The organism is Streptomyces sp. CB02923, from assembly GCF_001905005.1.
In the GTDB taxonomy this organism is placed as follows: Bacteria; Actinomycetota; Actinomycetes; order Streptomycetales; family Streptomycetaceae; genus Streptomyces.
In genome coordinates, this window is record NZ_LWKZ01000015.1 from 31,125 (window position 1) to 42,428 (window position 11,304).

The following is an 11,304-nucleotide window of genomic DNA, read 5'->3' on the forward strand; positions in this document are numbered from 1 at the left end:
CCCCTACGGCGTCCCGCCCCGCTGTTACTCGCCCGGCCCCATGTCCGCCGACAGCCAGCGCCGCGGCCGCAGCCGGATGGTCACCTGCGGACCGAACGTGGGCTCCACGTTCGCGCGGTACGCCTGCGCGGCCTCCGGCGGGAGATAGCGGTCGACCATCGCGCGCTTCTCCTCGTCCGTCGCCGGTTCGATCGAGATCACCTCGCCCTCGACCGACACGTACCGGACCGTCGGCGTGAGCCGGTCCACCATCAGCGAGAACCGGCCCGCCGCCGCGATCAGCCGGGCCTTGCGCGAGTCCCGCTCGGTGGTGAACCACAGCTCGCCGCCCGGCTCGTACCCGTACCAGACGGGCACGGTGAGGGGGCCGCGGTCCGCCTCGCCCGATTCCACCGACAGCGCTCCGATGTGCGGTTCGGCCAGAAAGCTCTGACGCTCTTCCGTGCTCAACGGCATGGATGTCTCCTCGCGTGCTCGTGCTGGTAGGGACACTGCGCCCAACGCCGCCGCGATCGGGGATGTTCCGCCGCGCCACCCGCGCCGGCGCCTCCTCATATGACCCGCACCGGTGCCTCGTCATATGAACTGCCTTCTGCTACCGTCGCGCGCCCCGCTCCCCTAGGAGGCGCGACGTGTTCGAACCCGATCGTGTGCGTTCGCTCTGGGAACTGATGCAGTACCGGGCCGAGGTGTCCCCGCGGGCACCGATGTTCTTCGACGAGAGCACCGGGGGGTCCGGCCGGGCCGTCCCCTTCGGTGAGGTACGGGACCGGGCGCTGCGGCTGGCGGCCGGGTTCCACGGGGCGGGGGTCGGGGCCGGCACCCGTGTCCTGTGGCAGCTGCCCAGTTGGCCCCTGACCGTCGAGGTGTCCCTGGCGCTGGCCCGGCTCGGCGCCGTGCAGATACCGGTCCTGCATCTGCACCGGGAGCGCGAAGTGGGGTACGCGCTGCGGGAGTCGGCTGCCGAGTACGCCGTCGTGCCGGGCGAGTGGCGCGGCCACGACTACGCGGGCACGCTGCGGAAGGTGGCGGACGGCGGTGTCCGTGTGCTCTCCGTCGCCGACGGGCTGCCGGAGGCGGCGCCCGAGGGCGTGCTGCCGGAGTTCGTACGGCCGGGCAGCACACCGACGTGGATCTACTACACCTCCGGCACCACCGCCGAGCCCAAAGGCGTCGAGCACACCGACGGCTCGCTCGTCGCGGGCGGTATCGGCCTGGCCACCGCGCTGGGCATGACGGAGGCGGACACCGGCTCGATCGCGTTCCCGTACGCGCACATCGCCGGGCCCGACTATGTCATCGCGATGCTGCTCAGCGGCTTCCCGGCCGTGGTGCTCGACACGTTCGAACCGGCGGCGGCGGTCGAGGCGTACCGGCGGCACGGGGTGACGATGGCCGGTGGCAGCACGGCCTTCTACCAGGCGTTCCTGGACGAGTCCCGACGGCGCCGGGGGTCAGCGGGGTCGGGGCCGGAGTCGGAGTCGGGGCCGGGGACAGGGCCGGGGCCGGGGCCGGGGCCGGGCAAGCTCATCCCCACGCTGCGGCTGCTCTCCGGAGGCGGGGCGCCGCTGCCGCCCGGCCTGTGCCGTGCGGCGGGGCGCGAGCTGGGGTGTGCCGTGGTGCACGGGTACGGGATGACGGAGTGCCCGATGATCGCGATGGGCACGCCGTACGACAGCGACGAGCAGCTGGCGCACACCGTGGGCAAGCCGGTCACCGGGGCCCGCATCCGGATCGCGCGCCCGGACGGCACCGAGGCGGGGCCCGGCGAGGCGGGCGAGGTCACGGTACGCGGGCCGATGGTCTGCCGCGGCTACACCGATCCGGCGCTGACGGCCGCGGCGTTCGACGCGGACGGCTACTTCCGCACCGGTGACCTGGGGCTGCTGCGGGCCGACGGGCACCTCGTCCTCACCGGGAGGCTCAAGGACATCGTCATCAGGAAGGGCGAGAACATCTCCGCCCCCGAGATCGAGGAGCTGATCCGCGGGCATCCGGCGGTGGGCGACGTCGCGGTGATCGGCCTGCCGGACCGCGAGCGCGGCGAGCGGGTGTGCGCGGTGGTCAGCCTGAAAGGCGGGGAGGCCCTGACGCTCGGCGCGCTCACCGCCCATCTGCGCGGGGCCGGGCTGATGCCCCAGAAACTGCCGGAACAGCTGGAGGTGCTGGACGCGTTGCCGCGGGGCGGGCCGTTGGACAAGGTGCTCAAGGGGGTGTTGCGGGAGCGGTTCGGGTAGGGGCGGCGGGCGTGGTCCGACGGCAGGTGGTGACCGGCCCCCGGGGACGCCGGATGGTGACCGGCCCTCCCCTGGACGGATCGGCGAAGCCCCCGGCCGGGGGTGCCGGGGGCTTCGCGTAGGGGGGTGCGCAGTGGTTTACGGGTGGTAGTGCTCCTCGACCTTGGTGGCGATGCCCCTGTGGATCGTGACGCGCACCTTGACCTTGCCGTTCTGGGCGGCCGTGTCGAGTTCGTCCTTGGTGCAGGAGGTGGTGCCGTAGCTGTCGCTGCCGATGGTGACGCTGCCGTCGGGGCCACCGCAGATGGTCGTGGCGCCGAGGACCTTGGTGTCGTCCGCGACGAAGAACGCCCGCTCCATGCCGGCCTCCGGGGCGATGGTGAGCTTGCCCGGGGCGAGGTACTTGAGGGTGCCGACCACGGTGGAGCCGGTGCCCTTGCGGCCGGTGCCCGTGTTGGTGCCCTTGCCGGCCCCGGTGGAGCCCTCGCCGGTCGTCGTGCCGGTGCTGCCGCTTCCGGTGCTGCCCGTGCCGCTTTTGCTGTCCTTGCCCGTGCCGCCGGTGGACGCGTCCGACCCCGCCGACCCCGCGGTGCCCGACGCCGCGTCGCCGCCGGTGGAGCCGTCGCCCGAGCCCGTACCGCCGGTCGCGCCGGAGCCCTCCGCCGAGCCGGACGTGCCGCCGCCTTGGGCTGCTTCGCTCGCGGCGCTCTTGGCCGGGCCCGTGTCGCCCGCGGAGGCGTTGCAGGCGGTGAGCGAGAAGGCCGCGACCGCGATGACCGAGGCGGCGGCGAGGCGGCGGCCTCGGCGGAAGACTGCGGTGGAGAGGCTGGGCATGCGGGTCCCCCAGGGTCGTGTCCGTGTGCGTCCGGGCCCGGGTCCGGCCGCGCCACGGCGTCGCTCGCGCGCCGTCGGCGGCCGGGCGTCCGGCCCTTCGTTGGTACGTACACAAAGATGCCGGGCGCGGCTAACACCCGGCTAACGCGTCGGTAACCGGCTGCCGGTGCCCGCTCCGGGCCCGCCCCGGCGCAACTCCCCTTTGACCACCTTGCCGCTCGCGTTGCGCGGCAGGGCCGCGACGAACGCGACCTCCCTGGGCACCTTGTAGTTCGCCATCTCGCGCCGGGCCCAGGCGATCAGTTCGCCGGAGGTGAGGACGGAGCCCGGACGGCGGACCGCGTACGCCTTGCCGACCTCGCCGAGCCGCGGGTCGGGGATGCCGACGACGGCCGCCTCGGCCACGTCCGGGTGGCGGGCGAGCAGTTGCTCGATCTCGGCGGGGTAGACGTTGAAACCGCCGACGATGAACATGTCCTTGAGACGGTCGGTGATCCGCAGGTTGCCGTCGCCGTCCAGGACGCCGATGTCGCCGGTGCGCAGCCAGCCGTCCGGGGTCAGCACCTCCGCGGTGGCCGGCGGGTCCTCGTAGTAGCCGGACATGACGTGGTAGCCGCGCACCAGGACCTCGCCCGCCGTACCGGCCGCCACCGCCCGGCCCTCGGAGTCGGCGATCCGTATCTCCGTGCCGGGGACGGCGCGCCCGGACGTCGCCGCGACCGTTTGGGGCGGGTCGTCGCGGCGGCACATCGTGGCGATGCCGGAGCTCTCCGAGAGGCCGTAGGCGGTCAGGACGGTGGCGACGCCCAGTTCGGCGCGGAGCCGTTCGACGAGTCGCAGCGGTACGACGGCGGCGCCGGTGACGACCAGGCGCAGGGAGCGGAGGTCGTACCGGGCCCGTTCGGGGTGGTCGAGGAGCTGCTGGTGGAGGGTGGGCGGGCCGGGCAGCACGGTGACGCGCTCGGCGGCGATGTGGGCCAGGGCCGTGGGGACGCCGAAGACCGGCTGCGGGATCATCGTGGCGCCGCGCAGCAGGCAGGCGATGATCCCTGCCTTGTAGCCGAAGGTGTGGAAGAACGGGTTGACGATCAGGTAGCGGTCGCCGGGCGCGAGTCCGGCGAGGGCGCTCCAGACGGCGTAGGCGCGGAGCGTCTGGGCGTGGGTGATCACAGCGCCCTTGGGGCGGCCGGTGGTTCCCGAGGTGAAGATGATGTCCGAGGGGTCCGTGGGACGCACCGCGTCGGCTCGCGCGCGGACCGCCCCGACGGGCACGGCCTCGCCCGCCGCCAGGAACTCCTCCCAGGTGACGAACGCTTCGGGGGCGTCGCCGGAGAGGACGACGACCTGTTCCAGGTGCGGCAGTCCGGGGAGCGGGCCGCGGCCGGTGCCTTCCCGGGCCGCGCGGCGCAGCGAGGCCACGTAGGACGTGCCGAGGAACGTGCCGGTGACGAACAGCAGGCGGGCGCGGGTGCGGCGCAGCACGTCGGCCGTCTCACCGCCCTTGAAGCGGGTGTTGACCGGGACCAGGACGGCGCCCGCCGTCACCGCGCCGAGTGCGGCGGTGATCCAGTCGGTGGTGTTGGGGGCCCAGAGGGCCACCCGGTCGCCGGGGGCGACACCGGCGGCGACGCAGGCCGCCGCGGCCCGTTCGACCCGCTCCCCCAGCTGCGCGTACGTCAGGCGGTGGCGCCCTTCGGCGACCGCCTCGGCCGGGCCGTACCGCTCGGCGGCCGCGCGCACCAGGCGGGGGACCGTGCCGTACTCCAGGTCGGCGCGGGGGTCGGTGGCGTCGGGCCGGTCCAGGTCACCGCGCATCGCACAACCTCCCGTGAAAGAGCTGACTACCCGTCAGGTTAGCGGTAGCCTCCTCGGCTGTCAGCACGGTTGTCCGCGCCGACGCCGCAGGGACGGAACGGTTGTCCGCGCCGACGCCGCAAGGACGGCACGGTTGCCCGCGCCGACGCCACAAGGACGGCACGGTTGCCCGCGCCGACAGCCACAGGGGCCAGGACACAGGGACAGCACTCAGGAACAGCACGCAGGAACAGCGCACATGAACGGCACACAGGAGCGGCACACAGGTCCGTACGACGGCCGACCACGGAGGTGGCGATGGGGGCGACCCTCAAGGACGCGGCGGCGATAGCCGGGATAGGCCGGACGGCGTTCGCCAAGCGGCTGCCGGAGTCCGAACGCACGCTGGCCTGCCGCGCCGTCATCGCGGCCCTGGACGACGCGGGGATCGCGCCGTCCGAGGTGGACGCGTTCGCCTCGTACACCATGGAGGAGACCGACGAGGTGGAGGTCGCCAAGGCGATCGGCGCCGGGGACGTCACCTTCTTCGCCAAGGCCGGTTACGGCGGCGGTGGTTCGTGCGCCACCGTGGCCCACCTGGCGGCGGCCATCGCCACCGGGCAGGCGAGCGTGGGCGTCGCCTGGCGCTCGCGCAAGCGCGGTTCCGGGCCCCGGCCGTGGCGGAACACCGCTGTCCAACTGCCCACTCCGGCCCAATGGACCCGGCCTTTCGGGCTGCTGCGCCCCGCCGACGAGATCGGCATCCTCGCCCGGCGCTACATGCACGACTACGGCGCCACCCGCGACCACTTCTTCAACGTCGCCCTCGCCTGCCGCAACCGGGCCAACCAGAATCCGGCCGCGATCATGTACGAGCGGCCGCTGACCCGCGAGATGTACATGACCGCCCGCTGGATCAGCGAGCCGCTCTGCCTCTTCGACAACTGCCTGGAGACCGACGGCGCGCTGGCGTGCGTGGTCGTCTCCGCCGAGCGCGCCCGCGACCTGCGCCACCGGCCCGTGTACGTCCATTCCGTAGCGCAGGGCCTGCCCGCCCAGCACCACGGCATGGTCAACTACTGGACCGACGACCCGCTCACCGGCCCGGCCTGGACCGCCGCCCGGCAGCTGTGGAAGCAGGCCGACTTCGGGCCCGCGGACGTCGACGTCGCGCAGATCTACGACGCGTTCACCCCCCTGATCCCGCTCTCCCTGGAGGGGTACGGCTTCTGCGGGCGCGGCGAGGGCGCGGCCTTCACCGAGGGCGGCGCCCTGGAGATCGGCGGCCGGCTGCCCCTCAACACCGCGGGCGGCGGGCTGAGCGAGGCGTACGTCCACGGCTTCAACCTCATCACCGAAGGTGTCAGCCAGCTGCGCGGCACCAGCACCGCCCAGGTCCCGGACGCCGCCACCTGCCTGGTCACGGCGGGTGAGGGGGTCCCCACGTCGGCCCTGCTGCTGAGGAGTTGAGTGCTCATGTCCACCAGCATGAAGGCGACCACTGACAACGGGCCCCAGCCGGACCCGCACCCGGCCCGGGAACCGGCACCGGAACCGGGACAGGCATCGGGAACGGCCCAGCAACCGGCCCCCGATCCCGATCCCGATCCCGACCCCGCCCTCCTCCTCCCCGTAATCGACGACGACGGCGCCCCCTTCTGGGAGTACGCCGCCCGCCACGAACTCCGCGTCCAGTCCTGCGCCGCCTGCGGCGAACTCCGCTTCCCGCCCCGCCCGTGCTGCCCGCACTGCCAGTCCTTCGACCACAACTGGCGCAGGATGTCCGGCCGGGGCCGCGTCTGGTCCTACGTCGTGCCGCACCCGCCGCTGCTGCCCGCCTACGCCGCGCAGGCCCCGTACAACGCGGTCCTGGTGGAGCTGGCCGACGCCCCGCACATCCGCCTGGCCGGAAACCTGGTCACCGCCGCGGACGCCCCGCTGAACTCGGTCGACCCGGCCCGCATCCGGATCGGCGCCGCGGTGAAGGTGGCGTTCCGCGAACAGGCGCCGGGCGTGACCGTGCCGCGCTGGCTGCTGGAGCGGCCGTGACGGCGGCTTCCGTACGGGTGGAGACGGCGCCGGACGGCGTCGCCCTGGTCACGCTCGACCGGCCCGGCCGCCACAACGCCGTGGACCTGGAGACGGCCGGCGCGCTCGCGGACGTCTGGCGCCGGTTCCGCTCCGACGACGACGTGCGTGCCGTCGTCCTGACCGGTGCCGGGCGCACGGCGTTCTGCACGGGCTTCGACCGCTCGGCGGACGTACCGCAGCCGTCCTCCCCGTACTCGGCCGACGACCCGCTGCTCGGCATCGGCCCGAAGGCGAACGACCTGTGGAAGCCGGTCGTCGCGGCCGTCGAGGGGATGGCCTGCGGCGGGGCGTTCTACCTGCTGGGCGAGTGCGAGTTCCTGGTCGCCTCCGAGGAGGCCACGTTCTTCGACCCGCACACGACGTACGGGATGGTCAGCGCGTACGAGTCGGTGTTCATGGCGCAGCGGATGCCGTACGGCGAGATCGCGCGGCTGGCGCTGATGGGCACGGCGGAGCGGCTCGGCGCCCGCCGCGCCTACGACACGGGCCTGGTGTCGGAACTGACGCCGCCGGGCGGCGCGGTGGCCGCGGCCCGGCGCGCCGCCGCCGTGCTCGCCGCCCAGCCGACCACGGCGGTGCAGGGCACCGTACGGGCCCTGTGGACGTCCCGGGAGGCCGCGCGGGCGCAGGCCCTGGCCCATGCCCCGCAGCTCATCGCGCTGGGCAACCTGCCGCCGGAGCGGCAGGCGGAGCTCTTCGCGGCCCGTTCCCGGAGCTTCCGGGTCCGCTGACGCGGGTCCGCTGACGCCACGGCCAACCGGCGGCACCGGGGCACCGGCGGCACCGGCTCACCGGCGATGCCGGGGCACCGGCCGCCCGTCACAGCTCCGACTTGCGCGCCCTGCGGATCTCGCACTGGAACCACAGTTCCCGCGTCGAGGTGTTGGTGTAGCTGTACGTGGCCGTGTACGTCTCGGTCTGCCCCGGCCGTACGACGATGCTGCGCTGGTGCAGCCCGAACGCCGTGCCGTCGGCGGGCCGCGCCTTCATCCAGTTGACCGCCATCTCGTACGTGAAGGTCTTGGTGAGCGACGGGTTGGTCACCGAGACCGAGTATTCGAGGCGGCGGGCCGACTGGTCGTAGCGGCAGTTGTTGCCGCGGGCGTCCGAGCGGCCGTCCGGGTCGTAGGTCTCCTCCGGCGTCGGCGACGGCGAGTAGGACGGCTCGTACGACGGCGAGGAGCTGTACCCGGTGGGCGGTGGCGGCGGCGGTGTCACCCGGCGGGCGTGGCCGCCGGGCAGCAGGGCGCCGCAGCCGACGAGTCCGAGCGTGCTGGCGGCGGCCATCCCGGATGCGACGGCGGCCCGGCCGAGGCGCCTTCTCATGGCGGCCATCAGGAGAGCGGGGTGCGCTGGACGTCGGTGACCGAGCAGCGGAACGTCCCGCTGGTGGCGGCGTCGGACGGCACGTACTGGATCACGTCCAGGGAGTCGGTGCGGCCCGGCATCACGGAGGGGATGCTCGGGTGGCGGGTACCGAGGTCCTTGCCGCCCGGCGCGGTGAACTTCACCGTCAGCCGGTAGGTGTACCTGGTGCCCGACGCGCTGTTGGTGGCGCTGACCGTGGTCTTCACGCTCCCGGACCCGTTGTACCGGCAGCCGTTGATCTTGATGTCGCCCATGGCGCTGCGGCTGCTGCCGGAACCGCCGGTGGTGTAGCCGGAGGTGCTGCCGGTGCTGCCGCCGCTCGTGGAGCTGCCGCTGACCGAGCTGCCGCCGGTGCTCGTACCGCCGTCGTAGCCACCGGTGCTCGCCTCGTAGCCGCCGCTGGTGCTGCTGCCACTGGTGCCGGTGCTGCCGCCGACGCTGCCGGAACCGCCGTCGCTGCTGTGGCTGCTCCCGCAGCCGCCGCCGTGCGAGTGCCGGGCGCCGGTCAGCGCGACCAGGACCACCCCGGCCGCCGCGACCGTGCGGACATGACGGAATTTCATGTTGTTGTGCCCCCGTTGACCCCGTTGAAAGGACCGCGCAATGTCCGCGCGGCCCCTCTCGTCCTTATCTTTTCTTGACGAGTGCACGGCAGACTAGCAACCTCCTTGCAGTACCCAAAATCCCTTCCTGACCAGGTAAAACGCAGAGGTCTGGCGCGCGCGTGCAGTCGGGCGTAGCGTCGGTTACAGAGGGAAACGGGACGAATCAGCGACCGGAGAGGCGACGCCTGTGGTGCGCAACGTACTCGGATCCGTACTGGCCCTCGCCGGAGCGGCGGCCGCCGTCTGGAGCCCCTTCCGTGCCTGGTACGACGGCCGCCCCGGACGTGAGATCCGTATCGAGGACCTGTTCCAGGGCATCAGCGGCGAGCAGGCCGACCTGCTCGGGTCGGTCTTTCTGCCGATGGCCTTCGCCGCGCTCGTCACCCTGATCGGCATCGTGCTGCGCTCCCGCCTGCTCGTCGCGGTGGCAGGGCTGGTCGTGCTCGGCTTCACCATCCTGTGGATGGTCCGTCAGGGGCAGGAGACGGGCAGCCTCACCGTGGGCGAGAACCCTGACCAGGGGCTGGGCATCGGCGTGGCGACCGCGCTCGGCGGAGGCGCGCTGCTGTGGCTGGCGGCGCTGGTGATGAGCGGCCGCCGCGGTGTCCGCTCCCGGCGCCGCGACACCGGTTTCGAGGAGCGGGACAGCCGGTACGGCGAGCCCGCGCCCTACGGCGCACCCGGGCCCGAGTGGGAGCCCGGCCCGATCCGGGGCGGCGACACCCCGCCGCAGGGCGTACCGGCGTACGGCGCTTCGCCGCGTGCGACGCCCCATCAGCAGCCGCCCGTACGGTGGCCGGGCGCCGGGCACCCGCCGCCGGATTCGGAGGAGCCGCCCGCGGACGACCGGCCCACCCGGGCGGTGCGGACGCCGTCGGCCTCGGACGCCCCGGGGCAGCCGCCGCCCCGGCCCGACGACGAGACGCGGCCCATCCGGACGACGCCGCCCCCGGAGCGGCCGGCACAACCGGAGCGGCCGGCCCAGCCGGAGCAGGCCGGGCAGCCCCCCGCGGACGAGCACCCGCGCTGGGACAAGGACCGGTAGCGGGCCGTCCCCGTCAAGAGACCGGTAGCGGCCCGCCCCCGTCAGGACCACGGACAAGGACCGGCAGCCGCCCGCCCCCGTCAGGTCCGCCGCGCCAGCCCCGTCCCCTTCGCCGCGTCCAGCGCGTACACGCAGCGGTCCTTGCTGCACGCGTAGACGACGCCCCCGACGGCCACCGGTGTGCCGGTGATCTCGCCGCCGGTGGCCAGCTTCCAGCGCAGCTGCCCGCCCATCGCGTCGAGGGTGTACAGGCAGTGGTCGGCGGAGCCGAAGTGCACCCGGCCGTCCGCCACGACGGGCGCGCCGATCACGTCTCCGCCCGCCTGGAAGCGCCAGCGCGGCGTGCCCGTGACGGCGTCGAGCGTGTAGAGCGCCTTGCCGCTGCCGAGGTGGACGGCGCCGTCCGCGACGAGCACCGGTTCGGTGGACTGCCGGGCCTCGGTCGCGATGCGCCAGCGGTCCCGGCCGTCGGCGGCGTCCAGGGCGTAGACGGTGCCGAGGTAGTCGGCGAGGTAGAGGCCGCCGCCGGTGACCGCGGGGCCCGGCGCGAACGCGGGGCGGCTGAGGAACGCGGCGGGCGCCTCGAAGTGCCAGCGCACCTCGCCGCGCGCGATGTCGATGGCCAGCACCCGCGTCCCGGCGGTGACGTACACGGCGCCGTCCGGTGCGGGCAGCAGCCGGACGGGGACGCCGCCGCAGGAGGCCGCGTCGCCGACCGGGTACGACCAGCGCTCGGCGCCCGTACGGGCCTCCAGGGCCTTCAGCCGCCCGTCGGCCCAGAGGAAGACGGTGCCGTCGTGCAGGACCGGCCCCAGGTCGGCGGTCTCGAAGTCGGTCTGGACGCCGCCGGTCTCCCAGAGCCGTTCGCCGGTGGCGGCTTCCCAGGCCTGGACGCCGCCGCCGCGGGTGCCGGTGACGACGGTGCCCCGGTCGGCCTTGAGGGCGTAGATCCAGCCGTCGCTGCCCAGGCGCCAGCGTTCGGCGCCGTCGGCCGCGTCGAGCGCGTACAGGCTCGGTCCGTCGGAGGCGTGGATGCGGCCGTCGGCGACGGCCATGCTCCAGGCGACGTCGCGGGTCTTGAACTGGCGCCGTCCGCTGGCCACGTCGAGGGCGTGCACCTCGAAGGACGTGACGTACAGCAGGTCACCGGCGACCGTGGGCGTGCCCCACACGTCGTTGGACATGCGAAAGCGCCAGGGGCGCCAGCGGGCGGGCGCGGCACCGTCGGCAGCGCCGCCCGCGCCGGTGGCGGCGGGCGCCCCGGAGCCGTGCCCCGCCGCGCCGCCCTGCTGCGGCAGCGGCCCGGCCGGGTCGTGGTCGTGGGCGCCGT

General features: G+C 74.1%; 11 protein-coding genes. 5 read left to right on the top strand and 6 right to left on the bottom strand.

Annotated features, from left to right (window positions below; translation table 11 throughout):
* Nucleotides 1–24: 24 nt before the first annotated feature.
* The gene (locus A6A06_RS18015) at nucleotides 25–456 is read right to left on the bottom strand and encodes a pyridoxamine 5'-phosphate oxidase family protein (protein ID WP_073762327.1); all 432 of its coding nucleotides are present in this window, start codon (nucleotides 454–456) and stop codon (nucleotides 25–27) included.
* A gap of 176 nt (nucleotides 457–632) precedes the next feature.
* Between A6A06_RS18015 and A6A06_RS18020 the strand changes: the two genes are divergently transcribed.
* Entirely contained in the window at nucleotides 633–2,237 is a 1,605-nt protein-coding gene (locus tag A6A06_RS18020; protein ID WP_073762328.1) for a class I adenylate-forming enzyme family protein, read from the top strand.
* Nucleotides 2,238–2,375: 138 nt separating this feature from the next.
* On the opposite strand, the gene A6A06_RS18025 is transcribed toward A6A06_RS18020, so the two are convergent.
* Nucleotides 2,376–3,071 (bottom strand): hypothetical protein, encoded by a 696-nt coding sequence (locus A6A06_RS18025; protein ID WP_073762329.1) that lies wholly within the window; start codon nucleotides 3,069–3,071, stop codon nucleotides 2,376–2,378.
* Nucleotides 3,072–3,212: 141 nt separating this feature from the next.
* Entirely contained in the window at nucleotides 3,213–4,886 is a 1,674-nt protein-coding gene (locus A6A06_RS18030) for a FadD3 family acyl-CoA ligase (protein WP_073762330.1), read from the bottom strand.
* 297 nt (nucleotides 4,887–5,183) lie between these two features.
* Between A6A06_RS18030 and A6A06_RS18035 the strand changes: the two genes are divergently transcribed.
* From A6A06_RS18035 to A6A06_RS18045, 3 genes are read left to right on the top strand one after another with little or no spacing between them, the layout of a single operon-like run.
* Complete coding sequence (locus tag A6A06_RS18035; protein WP_073762331.1) at nucleotides 5,184–6,335, top strand: lipid-transfer protein; 1,152 nt, start codon at nucleotides 5,184–5,186, stop codon at nucleotides 6,333–6,335.
* Between the two features lie 18 nt (nucleotides 6,336–6,353).
* Nucleotides 6,354–6,914 carry a Zn-ribbon domain-containing OB-fold protein gene (locus A6A06_RS18040; protein WP_443333756.1) on the top strand — a complete coding sequence of 187 codons (561 nt, stop codon included), beginning with the start codon at nucleotides 6,354–6,356 and terminating at the stop codon, nucleotides 6,912–6,914.
* Nucleotides 6,911–7,687 (top strand): enoyl-CoA hydratase/isomerase family protein, encoded by a 777-nt coding sequence (locus tag A6A06_RS18045; protein WP_073762332.1) that lies wholly within the window; start codon nucleotides 6,911–6,913, stop codon nucleotides 7,685–7,687. Before A6A06_RS18040 ends, A6A06_RS18045 begins: the two co-directional genes overlap by 4 nt.
* Before the next feature lie 88 nt (nucleotides 7,688–7,775).
* Here the strand turns inward: A6A06_RS18045 and A6A06_RS18050 are convergent, their stop codons facing one another.
* The gene (locus tag A6A06_RS18050; RefSeq protein WP_242440802.1) at nucleotides 7,776–8,282 is read right to left on the bottom strand and encodes a hypothetical protein; all 507 of its coding nucleotides are present in this window, start codon (nucleotides 8,280–8,282) and stop codon (nucleotides 7,776–7,778) included.
* 8 nt (nucleotides 8,283–8,290) lie between these two features.
* Complete coding sequence (locus A6A06_RS18055) at nucleotides 8,291–8,887, bottom strand: hypothetical protein (protein WP_199930960.1); 597 nt, start codon at nucleotides 8,885–8,887, stop codon at nucleotides 8,291–8,293.
* Nucleotides 8,888–9,116: 229 nt separating this feature from the next.
* On the opposite strand from A6A06_RS18055, the gene A6A06_RS18060 reads away from it, so the two are divergent.
* Nucleotides 9,117–9,974: a hypothetical protein gene (locus tag A6A06_RS18060; protein WP_073762335.1), complete on the top strand. Its 858-nt coding sequence runs from the start codon at nucleotides 9,117–9,119 to the stop codon at nucleotides 9,972–9,974.
* Nucleotides 9,975–10,054: 80 nt separating this feature from the next.
* Here the strand turns inward: A6A06_RS18060 and A6A06_RS18065 are convergent.
* Nucleotides 10,055–11,304: outer membrane protein assembly factor BamB family protein (locus A6A06_RS18065; RefSeq protein WP_199930961.1), on the bottom strand; the 1,250-nt coding region annotated here is incomplete at its 5' end.

Excerpts from the sequence above, each read along its gene's own strand:
- A6A06_RS18015 (WP_073762327.1), bottom strand. The coding sequence starts at position 456 with ATGCCGTTGAGCACGGAAGAGCGTCAGAGCTTTCTGGCCGAACCGCAC.
- A6A06_RS18025 (WP_073762329.1), bottom strand. The coding sequence starts at position 3,071 with ATGCCCAGCCTCTCCACCGCAGTCTTCCGCCGAGGCCGCCGCCTCGCC.
- A6A06_RS18030 (WP_073762330.1), bottom strand. The coding sequence starts at position 4,886 with ATGCGCGGTGACCTGGACCGGCCCGACGCCACCGACCCCCGCGCCGAC.
- A6A06_RS18035 (WP_073762331.1), top strand. The coding sequence starts at position 5,184 with ATGGGGGCGACCCTCAAGGACGCGGCGGCGATAGCCGGGATAGGCCGG.
- A6A06_RS18040 (WP_443333756.1), top strand. The coding sequence starts at position 6,354 with ATGAAGGCGACCACTGACAACGGGCCCCAGCCGGACCCGCACCCGGCC.
- A6A06_RS18050 (WP_242440802.1), bottom strand. The coding sequence starts at position 8,282 with ATGAGAAGGCGCCTCGGCCGGGCCGCCGTCGCATCCGGGATGGCCGCC.
- A6A06_RS18055 (WP_199930960.1), bottom strand. The coding sequence starts at position 8,887 with ATGAAATTCCGTCATGTCCGCACGGTCGCGGCGGCCGGGGTGGTCCTG.